Source organism: Candidatus Leptofilum sp., from assembly GCF_965223285.1.
Lineage (GTDB): Bacteria > Chloroflexota > Anaerolineae > Promineifilales > Promineifilaceae > Leptofilum.
In genome coordinates this window covers 4,824,041-4,842,106 of sequence record NZ_OZ244997.1, presented here as the reverse complement: position 1 = coordinate 4,842,106, position 18,066 = coordinate 4,824,041, and the positions used below count along the sequence as shown (strand labels likewise).

19 protein-coding genes are annotated in these 18,066 nt (G+C 50.7%); 3 read left to right on the top strand and 16 right to left on the bottom strand.

All coding sequences use genetic code 11. The features are described 5' to 3' along the window. Window positions 1–18 precede the first annotated feature (18 nt). The 16 genes from rplV to ACOQPU_RS21695 all read right to left on the bottom strand — a co-directional run bounded on the left by rplV (window position 19) and on the right by ACOQPU_RS21695 (window position 16,040). Complete coding sequence (gene rplV, locus ACOQPU_RS21770) at window positions 19–396, bottom strand: 50S ribosomal protein L22 (RefSeq protein WP_420641942.1); 378 nt, start codon at window positions 394–396, stop codon at window positions 19–21. Window positions 397–401: 5 nt separating this feature from the next. Then, the gene (gene rpsS / locus ACOQPU_RS21765) at window positions 402–680 is read right to left on the bottom strand and encodes a 30S ribosomal protein S19 (RefSeq protein ID WP_420641941.1); all 279 of its coding nucleotides are present in this window, start codon (window positions 678–680) and stop codon (window positions 402–404) included. Between the two features lie 15 nt (window positions 681–695). Further along, on the bottom strand, window positions 696–1,538 hold the full coding sequence (gene rplB / locus ACOQPU_RS21760; protein ID WP_420641940.1) for a 50S ribosomal protein L2: 843 nt from the start codon (window positions 1,536–1,538) through the stop codon (window positions 696–698). A 91-nt stretch (window positions 1,539–1,629) separates the two neighbouring features. Continuing rightward, complete coding sequence (rplW, locus tag ACOQPU_RS21755) at window positions 1,630–1,929, bottom strand: 50S ribosomal protein L23 (protein ID WP_420641939.1); 300 nt, start codon at window positions 1,927–1,929, stop codon at window positions 1,630–1,632. A gap of 2 nt (window positions 1,930–1,931) precedes the next feature. After that, window positions 1,932–2,597, bottom strand: a complete 666-nt coding sequence (gene rplD, locus ACOQPU_RS21750; protein WP_420641938.1) for a 50S ribosomal protein L4 — start codon at window positions 2,595–2,597, stop codon at window positions 1,932–1,934. Window positions 2,598–2,610: 13 nt separating this feature from the next. After that, entirely contained in the window at window positions 2,611–3,270 is a 660-nt protein-coding gene (gene rplC, locus ACOQPU_RS21745) for a 50S ribosomal protein L3 (RefSeq protein WP_420641937.1), read from the bottom strand. Between the two features lie 65 nt (window positions 3,271–3,335). Continuing rightward, window positions 3,336–3,644 (bottom strand): 30S ribosomal protein S10, encoded by a 309-nt coding sequence (gene rpsJ, locus ACOQPU_RS21740; protein ID WP_420627246.1) that lies wholly within the window; start codon window positions 3,642–3,644, stop codon window positions 3,336–3,338. A 64-nt stretch (window positions 3,645–3,708) separates the two neighbouring features. Then, window positions 3,709–4,911, bottom strand: coding sequence for an elongation factor Tu (gene tuf, locus ACOQPU_RS21735; protein WP_420641936.1), 1,203 nt, complete (start codon window positions 4,909–4,911; stop codon window positions 3,709–3,711). 75 nt (window positions 4,912–4,986) lie between these two features. Continuing rightward, a complete protein-coding gene (fusA, locus tag ACOQPU_RS21730) occupies window positions 4,987–7,065 on the bottom strand; it encodes an elongation factor G (protein ID WP_420641935.1) in 2,079 nt (692 codons plus the stop codon). Between the two features lie 19 nt (window positions 7,066–7,084). After that, the gene (gene rpsG, locus ACOQPU_RS21725) at window positions 7,085–7,555 is read right to left on the bottom strand and encodes a 30S ribosomal protein S7 (RefSeq protein WP_420641934.1); all 471 of its coding nucleotides are present in this window, start codon (window positions 7,553–7,555) and stop codon (window positions 7,085–7,087) included. 31 nt (window positions 7,556–7,586) lie between these two features. Further along, entirely contained in the window at window positions 7,587–8,003 is a 417-nt protein-coding gene (rpsL, locus tag ACOQPU_RS21720) for a 30S ribosomal protein S12 (protein ID WP_420641933.1), read from the bottom strand. A gap of 299 nt (window positions 8,004–8,302) precedes the next feature. Next, window positions 8,303–12,238 carry a DNA-directed RNA polymerase subunit beta gene (locus ACOQPU_RS21715; RefSeq protein ID WP_420641932.1) on the bottom strand — a complete coding sequence of 1,312 codons (3,936 nt, stop codon included), beginning with the start codon at window positions 12,236–12,238 and terminating at the stop codon, window positions 8,303–8,305. 319 nt (window positions 12,239–12,557) lie between these two features. After that, window positions 12,558–13,817: a glycosyltransferase family 4 protein gene (locus tag ACOQPU_RS21710; protein ID WP_420641931.1), complete on the bottom strand. Its 1,260-nt coding sequence runs from the start codon at window positions 13,815–13,817 to the stop codon at window positions 12,558–12,560. Then, complete coding sequence (locus ACOQPU_RS21705; RefSeq protein WP_420641930.1) at window positions 13,810–14,790, bottom strand: prephenate dehydrogenase; 981 nt, start codon at window positions 14,788–14,790, stop codon at window positions 13,810–13,812. The genes ACOQPU_RS21710 and ACOQPU_RS21705 overlap by 8 nt, the downstream gene beginning before the upstream one ends. Window positions 14,791–14,841: 51 nt before the next feature. After that, window positions 14,842–15,360: an HD domain-containing protein gene (locus ACOQPU_RS21700; RefSeq protein WP_420641929.1), complete on the bottom strand. Its 519-nt coding sequence runs from the start codon at window positions 15,358–15,360 to the stop codon at window positions 14,842–14,844. Window positions 15,361–15,365: 5 nt separating this feature from the next. Then, window positions 15,366–16,040, bottom strand: coding sequence for a site-2 protease family protein (locus tag ACOQPU_RS21695; protein WP_420641928.1), 675 nt, complete (start codon window positions 16,038–16,040; stop codon window positions 15,366–15,368). A 42-nt stretch (window positions 16,041–16,082) separates the two neighbouring features. Between ACOQPU_RS21695 and ACOQPU_RS21690 the strand changes: the two genes are divergently transcribed. The 3 genes from ACOQPU_RS21690 to ACOQPU_RS21680 are packed head-to-tail and all read left to right on the top strand — an operon-like array spanning window position 16,083 to window position 17,898. After that, window positions 16,083–16,223: a hypothetical protein gene (locus ACOQPU_RS21690; RefSeq protein WP_420641927.1), complete on the top strand. Its 141-nt coding sequence runs from the start codon at window positions 16,083–16,085 to the stop codon at window positions 16,221–16,223. Beyond that, the gene (locus ACOQPU_RS21685; RefSeq protein WP_420641926.1) at window positions 16,214–16,438 is read left to right on the top strand and encodes a DUF951 domain-containing protein; all 225 of its coding nucleotides are present in this window, start codon (window positions 16,214–16,216) and stop codon (window positions 16,436–16,438) included. Before ACOQPU_RS21690 ends, ACOQPU_RS21685 begins: the two co-directional genes overlap by 10 nt. After that, entirely contained in the window at window positions 16,435–17,898 is a 1,464-nt protein-coding gene (locus tag ACOQPU_RS21680) for a glycosyltransferase (RefSeq protein ID WP_420641925.1), read from the top strand. The genes ACOQPU_RS21685 and ACOQPU_RS21680 overlap by 4 nt, the downstream gene beginning before the upstream one ends. The last annotated feature ends 168 nt before the right edge of the window (window positions 17,899–18,066 follow it).

Genomic DNA, 18,066 nt, shown 5'->3' with positions numbered 1-18,066 from the left:
CCAGTCCTAACAGCAAACTTAATCACCGTACTCAACCACATCCCGTTCAGCAAGAACCACTGTCACATGGGATGACCGCTTAATAATTGGCCGAAAACGGCCGCGTCCAGCAAACCGCCCACCATAAGGAGCTTTACGATGGCGCGGGCCATCATCTGCAAAAATCTGGCTTATATACAGCTCATCAGCTTCCAAACCAAAATTCTGCTCTGCATTCGCCACGGCCGAGGCAATCAGCTTATAAACAGGGTCAGCAGCACGTTGGGGCATAAAGCTCAAAATATCCAGAGCCTCCTGCGCCCCCTTACCACGTACCGCATCAACCACCAGCCGAACCTTCTGTGGCGTAATCTGCAAATACCGCAGCTTTGCCTTAATCTCGAATGCTTCAGCCATAATCACTAACGCCCCCTCTTCTCAGCTTTGCTGATATGACCACGGAACGTCCGCGTGGGGGCAAACTCACCCAACTTATGCCCCACCATGTTTTCCGTGATGTAAATCGGAATATGGCGACGGCCATCATAAACAGCAATCGTATGGCCTACCATCTGCGGGAAAACCGTGCTAGACCGAGACCAGGTACGAATCACCTCGCGCTTTCTGGAATCATTCAGCACTTCAACCTTCTTCAATAACTTCGGGCTAATGTACGGCCCTTTCTTAAGTGAACGAGACATATCCTAATCTACCTCCTACCGACGCTTCTTGCTGCGACGACGGAAAATGAACTTATCCGTTGCCTTATTCCGACGAGTTCGTCTACCCTGCGCCGGCTGACCCCAAGGCGTCTTTGGTGCAGCCATACCAATTGGCGAACGACCTTCACCACCGCCGTGCGGATGGTCATTCGGGTTCATGGCTGAGCCGCGCACACCAGGCCGAATACCCATATGGCGCTTACGCCCAGCTTTACCCAGCTTCACATTGCCATGCTCCACATTCCCAACCTGACCAATTGTTGCCAAACATTCCTGTGGCACATAACGCTCCTCGCCAGACGGCAAACGCAACGTTACATAGCGCGGATGGTCTTTTGCCAAAAGCTGTGCAGAAGTCCCAGCAGAACGAACCATCTGCGCACCACGCCCAACTTGCAGCTCAATGTTATGAACTTGGGTACCAAGTGGAATGTTTTGTAAAGGAAGCGCGTTCCCCGGCCGAATCTCAGCCTCTGGGCCACTCATGACATCATCGCCAACGCGCAACCCAAGCGGCGCAATAATGTACCGCTTCTCGCCGTCTGCATAAACCAACAGCGCAATGCGAGCAGATCGGTTGGGATCATATTCGATTGAACTTACGCGTGCCGGAATTCCAAACTTGTCGCGCCGCTTAAAATCAATCTGGCGATAACGACGTTTATGTCCACCACCCCGATGTCGGATGGTGATCTTCCCTCGAAAGTTACGGCCACCTTGTTTTCTCAAACCTTTTGTCAGGCTACGTTCCGGGCCAATCCGGGTAACCTCTTCAAAGGTTTGCCCACTCATGTCACGGCGACCCGGCGACGTGGGCTTAAATACTTTAATTGGCATATGTCCTCCAGAGACGGGCTACAGGCATTTTGACCTTCGAGGAACAAACCCTGATAAGCAAATGCCCTCATCCCTGCTCAAAACTTAAACGCTACACACCCTCAAACAGTGGAATCGTATCCCCAGGTGCAAGCGTAACAACAGCTTTTTTCCAACCTGCCTTACGCTGGGTTACTCGTCGAAAACGACGTGCCCGCTTGGCGGGCATGTTTGCTACCCGAACCTTTTCTACGGAAACTTCTGGGTATGCCAGCTCAACAGCCTGCTTAATCTGCATTTTGTTGGCCCGCGAGTGCACGACAAACGTGTACTGGTTGTTGAAGTCAACCATGTAGCTACTTTTCTCGGTCACTACCGGGCGACGAATAATTTCACGCCAATGTATCTGCATGATTATGCTTCCTCCCCAGCTTCTTCAATTTCATCAAAAGATTCTTCATCACCAAGGTAGTTGGCAATAACATCCAAAGCAGCCAGTGGCATTACAATTTTGTCGTACCCTAGCAGGTCACGAATGTTCAAGTAATTTGCGTGTAACGTCTTCACATCGGCCAAATTTCGGGATGATTTTTCTATATTCTCATTACGGCCTGGTAACAGAACTAATGCGCTTTCCCCTTCTACCAATGTGTCTACAATGGCCTTCATGTCCCGGGTCTTAGGAGCATCCAAAACCAGGTCTTCAACCAAGATAATGTCTTCGCTCCCGGCTTTTGCGCTCAAGGCAGACCGTAGAGCAGCCCGCCGCATTTTTCGGGGCATTTGCTTGGTATATTTTCGGGGCAAAGGGCCGTGGGCAACACCACCGCCCACAAAAATGGGGGCACGTTTGCTGCCATGACGGGCATTACCCGTACCTTTTTGCCGATATGCTTTAGCACCGGTGCGGCTTACTTCTGAACGCCCTTGTGCCTTATGTGTTCCCAGGCGAGCATTAGCCAGCTGGCGTACCAACGCCTGGTGCATTAGATCACGATTAATTTTTGCTTCAAATATGCTAGCCGGAAGGTCTACGCTGTTAACTTCCTTGCCAGCACTGTTGAAAACTGAAACTTTCATCACAACGCCTCCGCTAGCCTTTTGCAGCTTTCCGAATAACAACGAGCGCACCTTTGGCACCAGGCACAGACCCTTTAATGGCCAACAAGTTCCGCTCTGTATCAATACGCATTACTTCTAGATTTTGGGCAGTGAGCATATCGTTCCCCATCCGACCTGGCATCTTCTTGCCTTTAAATACGCGAGAATTACCAGAGGTGGCTCCGATAGAGCCAGGGGCACGCCAGCGGTCAGATTGGCCATGTGTTTTGATGCCACCGCCAAAACCATGCCGCTTGACAACACCAGCAAACCCTTTGCCTTTGGTTTTGCCAGTCACGTCAACGCGTTCGCCAATTTCAAATTGCTCAACAGTCAATGTTTGGCCTACTGCGTAATCAGAAGCATCCTTAGTACGGAATTCACGCAGATGACGCAAGGCTGGAACGTCTTGACCCTTTTTACGGCCTCTGCCCTTTTGCAAGCGGCCCAAGTGCCCTTGCTGACCTTTACTTAACCGTTTTTCAGAAATTTCTTCAAAACCGAGTTGAACGGCCGTATACCCGTCAGTCTCCTCAGTTTTTATTTGCGTCACAAAACATGGGCCAGCTTCAACGATGGTCACAGGTGTCACAACACCAGCCTCATCAAAAACTTGAGCCATGCCTACTTTTTTGCCTAGTAATCCTTTCACCTCAACCTCCCAGGACTGTCAGCAACCAGGCTTCTGCTGCATCATCCTTTGATCAGAGATCCGTTTTAGATAGAAATCTCAATGTCTACCCCAGCCGGCAAATTGAGCCGCATCAGGGTATCAATTGTTTTTGAGTCCGGGTTGATCACGTCGATCAGCCGCTTGTGCGTCCGAATCTCAAAATGCTCGTGTGAATCTTTATCAATAAACGTGCTGCGACGCACGGTAAACCGTTCAATACGTGTTGGCAATGGCACGGGCCCTACCACACGAGCACCGGTACGTTCGGCCGTACCTACAATACGCCGTGCAGATTGATCTAACACGCGATGGTCATATGCTTTTAACCGGATACGAATTCTCTGCTTTGCCATACCTTTCCTCGAAAGTAGAGGCGTTGGATTTCATTAAATCAATCTCAACGCCTCTATTACAATCCTAATTCAGGATTTTGGTAATCACACCAGAGCCAACGGTCAAGCCACCTTCCCGAATGGCAAACCGACCACCCTCTTCCAACGCCACCGGCTTGCTCAACTTCACATGCAGGTTCACATTGTCCCCTGGCATCACCATCTCTACCCCGTCCGGCAACGCTATCTCACCCGTCACGTCCAGCGTGTGGATGTAGAACTGCGGCCGATAGCCTGGGAAGAATGCCTTGTGTCGGCCACCTTCGTCCTTGCGCAAGACATACACCTCGCTCATGAACTCGGTGTGGGGCGTGATGCTGCCTGGCTTGGCCAACACCTGGCCGCGCTCAATCTCATCCCGACCGATACCGCGCAGCAACAAGCCAGCGTTGTCCCCTGCCTCTACCTTGTCCAGTATCTTGTGGAACATCTCCATGGAGGTGACGGTCACTTTGCGGGTCTTCTCGGCCAGACCGACGATCTCCACTTCGGTGTTGGCGGTGAGGGTGCCGCGGTCGACTCGTCCAGTCACAACCGTGCCGCGTCCCTTGATGGAGAAGACGTCTTCAACCGACATCATGAACGGCTTGTCGGTCTGACGTTCTGGGGTGGGGATGTATTCGTCTACCACCCGCATCAGCTCCATGATGGGGGCATACTCGGGGGCGTTGACGTCGTCGCTGCTGCATTCGAGGGCTTGCAGGGCACTGCCACGGACGATAGGGGTTTCATCCCCTGGAAATTCGTAGGTGTCCAGCAGCTCGCGCAGCTCTAGCTCTACCAGTTCCAGCAGCTCTTCGTCGTCCATCATGTCTACCTTGTTGAGGAAGATGACGATGGCGGGCACCTCTACCTGACGCGCCAGCAGGACGTGCTCGCGGGTCTGGGGCATGGGGCCATCGGGAGCGGAGACGACGAGAATGGCACCGTCCATCTGAGCCGCACCGGTGATCATGTTTTTGATGTAGTCGCGGTGACCGGGGCAGTCGACGTGGGCGTAGTGCCGGTTTTCGGTTTCGTATTCAACATGGGAGATGGCGATCGTGATCCCGCGTGCTTTTTCTTCGGGAGCGTTGTCGATCTGGTCGAAGGCGGAGAAGTCGGCGAACCCTTGCAGGGACAGCGTTTTGGTGATTGCGGCTGTCAGGGTTGTTTTGCCGTGGTCTACGTGACCTATCGTCCCTATGTTCACATGTGGTTTTTCGCGCACAAATTTTTCTTTTGCCATAATTTCCCTTTCCTCTATGCTAAATAAATCGTAAACAAATGCTGTGTGTTACTGTTTGTTACGCTAATTCTCAAATTAACGGCCGCTTTTCATCACACCTTGGGCAATCTCTTCACTAACCGGCGCGTAATGCTCAAATTCCATCGTAAACGTACCGCGACCTTGGGTCATCGACCGTAATCGCGTAGCGTAGCCAAACATTTCAGCCAGCGGCACCCTGGCTTTGATAGACTGCAAACCTTCGGAGCGCATCTCCATCCCTTCAATCATGCCGCGCCGAGATGAAATATTACCAATCACATCACCGGTATACTCTTCAGGAGCCACTACTTCAACTGCCATAATCGGCTCAAGCAAAATTGAACGGCCTTGCTGCATACCTTCTTTCAGGGCCATCGAGCCGGCAATCTTAAAAGCCATTTCCGAGGAGTCTACTTCATGGAATGAACCGTCATACAAGGTAACCTTAACGTCTACAACGGGGTAACCAGCAAGCGTCCCGCTCTCCATTGCTTCCTGAACGCCAGCTTCTACTGGCTTGATATACTCTTTAGGAATTGCGCCACCAACTATTGCGTTTTCAAAAATAAATCCTGAGCCAGGTTCCAAAGGTTCTAACCGCAAAACGACATGACCAAATTGCCCACGGCCACCAGACTGTCGCACAAATCGAGCTTCTGCTTTATCTACTGTGCGCGTAATGGTTTCCCGGTAAGCTACACGGGGCTGGCCAACATTTGCTGCCACCTTGAATTCACGCAGCATTCGATCTACCAAAACTTCCAGGTGCAATTCACCCATGCCAGACAAAATCGTTTGGCCTGTTTGCTCATCTACTTTTACCTGGAAAGTTGGGTCCTCTTCAGCCAATGCACGAAGCGCAATGCCCATCTTATCCTGGTCAGCATTCGTTTTTGGCTCAATAGCCAAGTTAATTACCGGTTCTGGGAACTTAATAGATTCCAAAATAATTGGATGGTTAGATGCAGACAGGGTCTCACCCGTGAAGGTCACTTTCATGCCTAATGTGGCAGCAATATCACCTGCGTGAACCTCTTTCAAATCTTCACGCCGATCTGCATGCATACGCAAGATACGGCCGATCCGCTCTTTCTTATTCTTCGTAGTGTTTTGTAACGTATCACCTGTCCGCAATACGCCAGAATAGACGCGGAAATAGGCTAATTTTCCCACGTAAGGGTCGGTAACAATCTTGAACACTAATGCAGAAAGCGGTTCATCGTCAGAAGGAGACCGCTTTTCCTCTTGCTCAGTGAAAGGATTTATGCCAGTAATTGGCGGCACGTCCAGTGGAGAAGGCAAGTAGTAAATAACTGCATCCAATACGCGCTGAATACCCTTGTTCCGCAACGCGGTTCCGCACAAAACAGGGGTTACCAGATTTTGAACGGTCGCATTGCGCAATGCTGCACGCAGCTCTTCGGTCGTGATTTCCTCACCTTCCAGGTACCGCTCCATCAACTCATCATCAGTTTCAACAATCCGCTCAATGATAATTTGACGAGCCTCTTCCGCTCTAGCTTGATAATCTTCGGGAATCTCAACAATTTTCGCTTGTGCACCTAAATCATCATCTTCCCAAACGGCCGCTTCCATCGTGATCAAATCAATAATGCCCCGGAAATCTGCCTCTGAGCCAATTGGCAGTTGAATAGCAATCGGATTTGCTCCCAACCGATCCCGGATCATGCTAATCGTGCGCACAAAGTCAGCACCCGTGCGATCCATCTTGTTCACAAAACAGATGCGCGGCACGTTATAATCATCAGCCTGACGCCAAACCGTCTCGGACTGTGGCTCTACCCCAGCAACTGCATCAAATACAACGACACCACCATCCAGCACGCGCAAACTCCGCTGCACTTCGGCAGTGAAGTCAATATGGCCCGGCGTGTCAATAATATTAACTTGATGATCGAGCCAGAATGTGGTTGTTGCCGCAGACGTAATCGTAATACCACGCTCCTGCTCCTGTACCATATGATCCATCGTGGCGGTTCCATCATGAACCTCACCCATACGATGGATCACACCGGTATAATACAGAATGCGTTCTGTCGTGGTAGTTTTGCCAGCATCAATGTGTGCAATGATGCCGATATTCCGCACGCGGTCTAATTGCAAACGACTCATATTCTAGTATCCAATTTCCTTAAAAGCGGAAATGCGAAAATGCCCGGTTGGCCTCAGCCATACGGTGCGTGTCGTCACGACGCTTCACAGCAGCACCCTGATTAGTGGCAGCATCCATAAACTCATTAGCTAGTTTTTCTGCCATTGAGCGGCCACCACGGCTGCGAGCTGCCATCAGCAGCCAACGCATTGCCAGTGAAAGCTGGCGCCGACTATCAATTGGCGTGGGTACTTGGTAGGTAGACCCCCCTACTCGACGGGGTTTTACCTCAATTTGAGGTGTCACATTCTGGATAGCTTGTTCAAAAACCTCGATTGCAGGTTTCTTAGCACGCTGCTCAATCAAATCAAAGCTATCGTAAAGCACCCGTTGGGCCGTGCTCTTTTTGCCATCATACATAAGACGGTTAACAAACATAGAAACATGGGTGTTGCCATATTTCAAATCAGGTTCTACCTGTCGTTTTTCAGGACGATCACGTCTTGGCATTTTGCAACTCTCCGTAAATTAACAAACCGAGCTATTTCGGTGTTTTTGTTCCATATTTGGAACGGCCTTGCTTGCGATTATCTACACCGCTTGCATCCAGCGTACCGCGAACAATGTGGTAACGAACGCCGGGCAAATCTTTTACACGACCACCACGTACTAAAACAACGGAGTGGTCCTGCAAGCTGTGGCCTTCACCAGGGATGTACGCCGTTACTTCAATGCCATTCGTCAAACGTACACGGGCCACCTTACGTAATGCCGAGTTCGGCTTTTTAGGTGTCATGGTTTTGACTTGCGTACAAACGCCACGTTTTTGCGGCGCACCTTTAGGTTGACGCGTCCGACGCTGCTTAAAAGAGTTGAATGTCCACTGTAAGGCAGGAGCCGTACTCTTTTTACCTCTGGCTTTACGCCCCTTGCGAACAAGTTGATTAATCGTAGGCACGCTGATTTATCTCCTTACTTTTATATTCTTCCTAAATCAATGAACGTTTGCGCCCAAATATGGCTACAAACATACCTTTACCCGACAAATGGAGGCCATCGTAGTTGTAACAACTCGATGGCCTCCACATGGTTTTACCTATTCAATTAGTAACTACGTATTTAGTTACCTGTTTGGGACAGACATACGAAAGGCAATTCTATCACAGTTAGTCTGGTTGTCAAACAGTTTTGATACGATTTTTCAAACAACTTTTAGGCAGGGAATGCGGTTTCAGAATCGCATTCCCCGCAAAGAATCTACCGGCGACTACGGGCTAAATCCATCAGACCAGTACCGGCCCATTTCTTATTTTTCTTCTCGTCTTCTTTGCCAAAGCGAACCACATCACCACTATCTGTTACTGCTTCAACGGCTAACCCCAAACTTTGCAACTCTTTTACCAAAACACGGAATGAGGCAGGTACGCCGGGTTCATCTATGGGCTCATTTTTAACAATAGATTCGTAGGTTTTCACGCGGCCTTGCACATCATCTGACTTGATGGTGAGCATTTCTTGCAATGTATAGGCAGCACCATACGCTTCCAATGCCCATACTTCCATTTCACCAAAGCGCTGACCACCGAATTGGGCTTTACCACCCAGAGGCTGCTGTGTAACCAACGAATACGGGCCAGTAGAGCGGGCATGGGCTTTATCTTCAACAAGATGTGCCAACTTGAGCATGTGTAAAATCCCGACCGTTACTGGCTGGTCAAACGGCCGTCCAGTTTTACCATCAATCAGCATCTCCTTGCCTAACACAGGCAGTGGCTCATGCGTAATTGTCGTGATTTGGTGAGACAAGGTTTGTAATGTACCAACATCAGCTTTCAACGGATCAACCTGAACCGCTTCAGGTAACCCATCAATAAACTTGTCTAAAATGTACGTATACCATTCACGAATACAAACTTCAATGGCAGCTTCATTGTGCTCTACCCAGTCAAGCTTGCGCATCGTTTCATGATGCTCTGGGAACAGCAAATCAGCATCCCAATCACGGCCACGTACCCATTCACGCGCAACGCTCCACTGTGCATAGCGCAGATCGGTTTCCAACCGTTCTACATCATATCCCTCTTCACCAAGCCAACCGGTAACAAAGAGCCGACGGGCTTCATCTTCGTCTTCCAACGATTCCAGATCGTACTCAATTTCGGTGAGCCAATCCCAAGCCCAATCTACAGCCACTTCCCAAGCACGGCCTAAGAGCCAGGCGCGGGCCAACTCTGCTGAGATTTCACGCTCGTTGGCCCCATCAAACACGGGGGTGATAGCGCGGAAACCCAAGCGGTGTGCTGCCCAACCCAGATGCGTTTCCAAGACCTGACCGATATTCATACGGCCGGGTACTCCTAGCGGACTCAAAATAATGTCGATGGGCGTGCCGTCTGCTAAGTAAGGCATATCTTCAATAGGAACAATCTTGGAAATAACACCCTTGTTCCCATGCCGCCCGGCCATCTTATCACCCTCAGAAATCTTGCGCCGTTGAGCAACGCTTACACGCACCATGGTTTCTACACCAGCAGGTAAATCGCGGTCATGTTGACGATCAAAGACGTGCACATCTACAACCTTACCCCTGGCACCATGCGGCATCCGCAAGCTGGAATCTTTAACTTCCCGCGCTTTGTCACCAAAAATGGCGCGGAGTAATTTTTCTTCTGGGCTTAGTTCCTTCTCACCCTTGGGCGTAATCTTACCAACCAGGATGTCCATCTCATTCACATCTGCACCCACGCGAATAATGCCGCGCTCGTCCAAATCTTTGAGTGAATCCTCGCTAACGTTGGGGATATCGTATGTGATTTCTTCTGGCCCCAACTTCGTATCGCGGGCTTCTACTTCGTGCTTTTCAATGTGAACAGAAGTGAAGCGGTCTGCTCGCACCATTCGTTCACTCACCAGAATAGCATCTTCATAGTTGCCACCTTCCCAAGAAAGGAAGGCAACCAAAACGTCCTGGCCAAGAGCCAACTCGCCGTATTCTGTAGACGAACTATCAGCTAGAACATCCCCTTGCTTCACACGCTGCCCTTTAACAACGATGGGACGCTGATCAATACAAGTGCTCTGGTTAGAACGGTTGTACTTGCGTAGGTTATAGGTGCGTGGACCATTTTCGCTGACGACGACGATGGTATCACCAGTTACATTCACAACCTCGCCATCTTCTTTGGCCACGACAATCTGGCCAGAGTTGATAGCTGCCTGCTGCTCCATACCAGTGCTAACAATCGGCACATCTGGCGTAAGCAGGGGTACGGCCTGACGCTGCATGTTTGAACCCATTAGGGCACGGTTGGCATCGTCATGATCCAGGAAAGGAATTAACGCGGCTGAAATACCCACAATCTGGCGTGGAGCAACGTCAATGAAGTCGATGCGCTGCACGGAGGTAAAGCGGAATTGCTGATTACGCCGTGAAGAAACGCGTCGGTCGGCAAACTGTCCTTTGTCATCAATGCGGGCATTTGCCTGCGCAATGGAGTAGTGATCTTCCTCATCCGCAGACATATAGACAATTTCGCCCGTTATATACGGCTTCACTTGTACTTCTGCAATGCCCGCTTTTTTGATTGCCTTAGCAGTCTTGTCGGTAATGGGTTCGCCAGCCGAAACGATAATCTCACCCGTCTCTGGATGGACAATATTGTTGAAAGCATCGTGACCTACCAACTCATCGCTATCGCCAGAAATGGTGTTGAGCACCCGACGGTATGGCGTTTCAATGAAGCCATATTTGTTCACACGGCCGTATGTAGCCAAACGACCAATCAAACCAATGTTAGGACCTTCAGGGGTCTCAATGGGGCAGATACGGCCGTAATGACTGTGATGCACATCACGCACTTCAAACCCGGCACGCTCACGCCGCAAACCACCAGGCCCTAACGCCGACAAGGTACGCTTATGAGTCAATTCTGCCAGCGGATTCGCCTGCTCCATAAATTGGCTCAGCTGCGAACTGCCAAAGAATTCGCGCACGGCTGCTACAACTGGGCGAATGTTAATTAAGGAAACAGGCGTTACAGTATCGCTGTCACGGATAGACATCCGCTCACGAACCACGCGCTCCATGCGGCGCAAACCGACACGCAGCTTCGCTTGCAGCAGTTCGCCCACCGTCTTGACACGACGGTTGCCCAAATGATCAATATCATCTGGCCCTTCCAGCCCATTGTTGATGTTGATCATTCGCCGCACTAGGCGAACAATATCTTGTTGAGTGATGGTGCGGTGCGTAAGCGGCACGACATCTTGCAACGCCAGACGCTTGTTCAGTTTGTAACGCCCAACGCGAGCCAAATCGTAACGGCGTTGGTCGTACAGTTGCTCTTGCAAATATTGGGTTGCGTTATCCAAAGTTGGCGGATCGCCGGGGCGCATACGCTTGTAAAATTCAATCAGTGCCTGTTCAGCCAGGGATTTGTCCGGGTCCCACGGGGGTTCCTGCTCAATGCTGCCCTGAATGTAGAGATGCTCCCCATTGGTATCAATATCTTCAAAAAGAGCATAAATCTCTTCATCTGTGCCCTCAGTGAGCAGAGGATTATTCAACCCATCATCAATAGCAGCCATCGCCCGCAGGAAGAGAGTAATGGGAACGGTACGTTTGCGATTAAATTTAACGGTGATGTAATCTGTCTTGCGCGTCTCGAACTCCATCCAGGCGCCGCGATCAGGGATGAGTTTGCCAGTGGCTAACGGCCGTCCCGTTGTGCGTTCTTCTTGCACTTCAAAATATGCGCCAGGGGAGCGAATAAGCTGGCTAACCACAACGCGCTCGGTGCCATTAATGATGAACGTACCAGCCGGGGTCATAAGTGGAAAATCACCCATGAAAATATCCTGCACAATGGGCTGGTCTTGATCGGTGCTATACAGCATCGCCTTTACATACATGGGGGCTGCATAGCTCATATCCCGCTCAACGCACTCTTCCACTGAATATTTTGGTTCCCCAAACCAGTAGCTCAGGTCAAATCCCTCAACCTCTGGCCGATTGCTAGGAAAATACAGCTTCAGATCACCATTGAAACTTTCAATGGGTGAAATCTCGTCGAAAAGCTCGGATAAACTATCCTCAACGAACTGTTTGAAAGAATCTAACTGAACGTCGATGAGCGTTGGCAGCTCAAGCAATTCGGTCATGCGGGCATAATTTTTTGTTGGAAGTTTAGACATTTAAGATTCCTGCTCCCTAAATTGTTGGTAACCGACGCCATCAAAGTTGGATCCAATTTTTTGTCGATTACTGGGGCGAAAGCGATTTATCGCTTCTGCGCAACCACTCTTTCCAAAAAATGCGAACTTTTTCAGAACATCACAATAACCACAAACAAAGGGTGCAACGAATTCCCTCAAATTGTTGCACCCTGATTTCAATTCCAGCTGTCTTTTTTGCAGATGAAAACTGTTTGCATAGACAGATAAGGCCGTGGTCTTTTTGCACGTTGTAATGAACGAATAGCAATTCGCGAACGGGGATTATAATGAAATAAGGTTAACTTGTCAACTGTTTATATATGGAAACGATGCGCTCACCAGCCTTTTGCCAACTGTAAACTTGCAACGCTCTCTGGCGCAGCTGTTCCCCCAAAACCAGACGCCTTTCTGGCTGGTGTAACAGCATAGCGATAGCCTCTGTAAAGGCAGCAACATCCCCGCTAGAGGCATAGACCCCTGACTCAGCCAGGTACTCACGATGCACGGCCGAATCGTAGGCGACGACAGGTTGCCCCAATGCCATGTAGTTTAGCAGCTTGCCACTGCCCTCGCTGCTAGACATTTTAGGAGCAACAGCAATATCACCTAGCGAGAGGTAAGCAGGCGCATTTTGATACATCACTTTGCCGGTGAAGGTGATCATATCTGCTGCACCACTTTGGCGCGCCAGGCTTTGGTAACGCGCCACGTTTGGGTAGCCCATAATCAAGAAGTGACATTTCTCGCCCGCTTGTTTAAGTCGAGCGGCAGCTTCGATCAGATGGGGTATGCCTTGATAATCGGTTAGCAAGCCGAGATAAGCAACAATTAGCCGATCCGCAGGAATACCCAATTTTTGGCGCAGATTTTGCTTCATTTCTGGCGTGAATTTATCAGGATCGAAGCGACGGTGATTGGCACAGTCTGGTAAGGGAATGAGCCTTGACGTCGGCAGCTGAAACTCTTCCTCAAGTAATCGCGTGGCTTTGATGGAACTGGTGAGGATGGCCTGGGGCATTTTGTTGATGAGCTTTTCCAGGCCAAAGGCTAGACGGTACAGACGGCCGTCCTTTCGCAAGAAGTTATGGTCGGTCATTTCGGCCGTCAGGCTGCCCTGGAAGTCAAACACCAGCGGACGGCGCAGCAGCCTGGCCAGCACCCCACCAATGAGTGCGCCTTCATGCATGTGGCCATGAATGACATCTGGCTTGAAGCGAATACCTTCAACCAGCGATTGCCACGCCAGGTACACATCGAAGGCAATTTTGTGGCGGGAGGAGCCGACCTCATATTCGGGTCGCCAAGGCAGCGGTGCTGTGCGGCGAATGTCGAGATCGGGCATGTTGCTTCCTTTATAATAGGTAACGATGGCGACCTCATGCCCCATCCCTTGCAGCGTGTAGGCTTCTTCCAGAATGCGAATGTGACCGCCGTAATCGCTAAAAAAGGAGGTGGGGGCAATCATGAGGATACGCAACGGCCGTTCCACATCAACTGCCTTGGCCTGCGTTTTGGCTGACATCTCCGCCTCGCCCACCGCGGGTTGGGTGCTACGCATCTTTCCTGCCTCCGCGACGTGCCAACCCACCTAGCAGATGATCAGCCATGCTGCGCCGCTCAATTGGGGGCGACTGTCGTTCATCCCAATCATTTTTCTGGCGGGAGTCTAGCCATTTATCGCGCTCAATGCCCATTTGCTCAGCTAACGCCGCCAAAATCTCTGCTTCTTCATCATGAACCAGACGACGCACTGCTTTTAGCTCCGCCATGAGGGCATCTAGCCAGCGCAGCGTAGCCTGCTTGTTTTGCAAAGCGTGATGAGCAATATCCCGATCCTGCTCCAGCGAAAGCGTGCTGAGAGCAAACGGTTGCCCGGCAAAGCGAAGCATATCTCGCCAGCCAATTGATTGCTGCAAGGCACTGAACATCGCTAAAGAGACTAGGGCTGGTAACGTTTCAGTACCCTGCATCAAGCCATCATATTCATCTGGGTCTACAAAGTATGGAAGCGCGCCGAGCACAATACCGAAGTTTACGGCCGTTTCTACCGCTTGTGGATCTGCTTTGGGAGAAGGCATCAGGCAAAAGGCACTGTTTTGGAAAAGGTCTGCGGAGGCACTGCTGGTTTGGGAACGGCCGTCTGCCAAGTAATCAGCTGCCAGCACAGGAACCGCCCCCACATAATGCCCTTGCTGTAAATGGCGCTTGGCCCAATCCAGCCCCAGCCGCTTCAAGCTAGATAGATCGATCACCAATGTATGTGGCTGCACTTCTGTGCCAATCACCTGCAAAATGCTTTGAATGTCTGCGATTTGGGCGGTGATAACCAAAATGTCCGCCTTGCGGGCGGCATAGACCAGGTTGCCTTCAAACTTGTCGATGGCTTGCACTGCGTTCAAAGCTGCCTGACCCTTCTCTTCATTAGGGTCATGGCCGATGATGGTCACGTCCAGCGGTGATTTTTTGATAGCCAGGCCAATAGAAGCCCCAATGCGATCCAGTCCGATGATGGTGATGGTTTGTGTTTTCACAATTTTCCCTGTAAGAAGTTCAACTTCTGAGAGAAGTTGAACTTCTTGAACTTAGTTTTGGTCGTCTGCCCATTGCAGCAGGCGAAGGAGTTTAGCCTCTTCGCTGTCGTCTCCTGGGGCAATCGTTTCCTGGTGTCGGCGCATCAGGGCGATGGCTTGTGGCAAGCTGCCCGCCTCCGAAGCCATGTCGGCACTCCAAACTGGATGCTGGGCTTTGACTACAAACGGCCGTTTCCAGCCCACCGCCTCACCCTGCCCCCAAACGGCCGTTTGCCTAGGCAGTAAAATGGAAGCCAGCACAATAAGCGACCGTTCCCAGATGGACAAGGACAGTTTTGTTTTGCCGACATCGTGTAAAAGGGCAGCGACGAGTAAAGGTGGTTGGTTATGTCCTGCCTCTTGCAGCATCTTCATCACTCGGTAGCTGTGCCATTGGTCGTTGAGTGAAAATTGGTCAAACAAGGACATTTCAACGGCGGACAGGATAGTGGCAATTTCTTCACGAGCGGCTGGTTCCAGGGGAACGGCCGTGACTATCTGCCAAAATTGCCACAAACGATACCGAACCATCGAACCTACACAAAAAATGGCGCAAACGGTCCCAAAAACAGTGGGAAGAAAAAGCTAATCACGGGACCAATAATTTCAAAAGCGATATTGATACCCACGGCTGGCAGCAGGAAAAAAACGCCCAAAAAGATAATTTGGCTGTATTGGCGCAAACCCTGCAATCGGTATGCCAGATCAACCGGTAAAATGCCTAGTAAAATAGTAAAACCATCTAGTGGCGGGATGGGAATCATGTTAAAAGCGAAGAGCAGTAGGTTAAAGTAAACGCCAAATGCTAAAAATGAGTAGATTGATGGCAAAAATTGGCTTGGTGCTTGTACATCAACCAATCCTAACCGCACTGGCAGGCCCATAACCAGGGCAATGAGTAAATTCATTAATGGGCCAGCAATAGCAACGATCGCATGCGATGTCCGCGGATTGCCGCGCAGGTAGCGTGGGTTAATGGGCGTGAAGGCGTAGCCAAAGCCAATGAGAAACAGCAGAATGAGCCCGGTGCGATCCAGGTGGGGGATGGGGTTGAGGGTGATACGGCCGTACGAACGTGGCGTTGGGTCACCTAACCGATCTGCCACAATGGCATGGGCAAATTCATGGTAAGCAAAAGCAAGCACCGCAATTAAAATGAAGCTAACGGCGGTGGGAACTAGATATTCGGCACCTCGTAAAAATAAAAGCATAACTTTCCCAAATTGTGTTTAAGCATTGGGCGCAAGTATACCGTGTGGCCAAAGTGGGGGCGAATGATGGCGGGAACGGCAGGAGCAAAGTTCATTGGTTGTTTAGGTTGTGTAGGGGAAACGGCCGTCCTGCGTATTGGCAACGGCCGTTCCCCCGCCTATAATTCCGCACCATGTATGTAGAAGTTCATTTAGGCGATATTGTGCGCCTGCGCAAGCCCCACCCCTGCGGCAGCTATGAATGGGAAGTGGTGCGCGTTGGCACCGACGTTGGGCTGGTGTGCCAAACGTGCGGCCGTCGCATCATGCTGCAACGCGGCGTGTTTAACAAGCGGCTCAAAACTATCGTAAAATCTGCTGCCGATGAGGTAGATTCTACCGAAGCAGCCTCAGAATGAGCCAACTGGTTCTCATTTTGTACTTTGTTGCCCTGGGCGGATTGGCTCTCTATGGCCTGTTTGGGCTGCTGACGTTTGGGCTTTATTGGCGACACCGCCACGCCACCTTCCCCACGCCGCCGTTTCCCAACGATCCCCCAAGCGTGACGGTGCAGCTGCCCCTTTTTAATGAACCTTTTGTAGTGGAGCGGCTGATCCACACGGCCGTTTCCCTCCACTACCCCGCCCACAAACTGCAAATCCAGGTAATCGACGACTCCACAGACAGCACCACCGAACGAGCCGCTCGCTGGGTGGCGTATTATAGGAAAAGGGGCATCAACATCTCTCTGGTACACCGCAGTCAGCGAGCCGGGTACAAGGCGGGTGCGTTGGCTCACGCACTGCCTCAAGCCACCGGAGAGTTTATCGCCATTTTTGATGCGGATTTCCAGCCAAAGCCAGACTTTTTGCAGCAAACCATCCCCCATTTTGCCACCAATCCAGCTTTAGGCATGGTGCAAACACGCTGGGGACATCTGAATGACGGCCGTTCTCCCCTCACCCATGCCCAAGCCATCGCCTTGGACAAACATTTTGCCATGGAGCAAACTGTGCGACACCGCGCTAATCTGTTCCCCAAATTCAACGGCGCGGGCGGTGTGTGGCGGCGGGCTTGCCTGGAAGATGCTGGCGGCTGGCAGACCGACACAGTGTGTGAAGATATGTGCCTGAGCACGCGCGCAGTCCTACGGCAATGGGAATGCCTCTTTTTGAACGAGGTGCAATCCCCTGCCGAGCTGCCCACCACCATTTCAGCCTATAAAAGCCAACAGGCCCGGTGGTCCAAGGGGTCATCACAATGTTTGCGCAAATACGGCCGTCTCATCGCCACCACACCTCACCACACGCTTTTGGCTCGATTTTATGCCCTCATCTCAATGTCGGCTTACAGCACCAACCTGCTGGTCATTTTGCTGCTGCTGCTGCAAATCCCCCTGCTGCTGCTCGATTTCCACTTCTCATCGTGGATGCTGCTGTTTTCAGTAGCGGGCATTGGCCAGCCGCTGCTGTTTGTCATGAGCCAGCAGGTTTTGTACAAAGATTGGCTGTGGCGACTGCGCCACTTCCCCACGATAGTGCTTATTGCCATCGGGCTGGCTCCCAGCAACAGTCGAGCCATCTTGCAGACACTCTTTGGCAACCGGCATGAGTTTGTACGCACTCCTAAGCAAGGCAATCGCACCGCTTCGCCGCTGCAAGAACTTCGCTTCGACTGGCTGCTGCTAGTAGAAGTGGGACTAGCCATCTATGCCTGGATAGGTGTAATCTTAGCAATGCAGCAGCAAAATTATGGCCCCCTCTTCTTTTTGGCTAGCTGCGCCCTGGCATACAGCGGCATGGTGGCCTTAAATATGCGTGAATGGCGCTGGCATCTCAAACAAGTGCGCCGCGAAACGGCCATTTCCCCCTTTCCTTAACCCATTTCGCCACAAATTCCAGAAATCTATTAAAAATATTGATAATCTTGACTAATTCATTCATATTATCAAGAGGTGTTCTCATTTTCTATAAATTTATCTTGACACAGCTCAAGAAATAAATTATTATTCGGGAAATTGTTAATTTTATTTATAGTTATATTAATT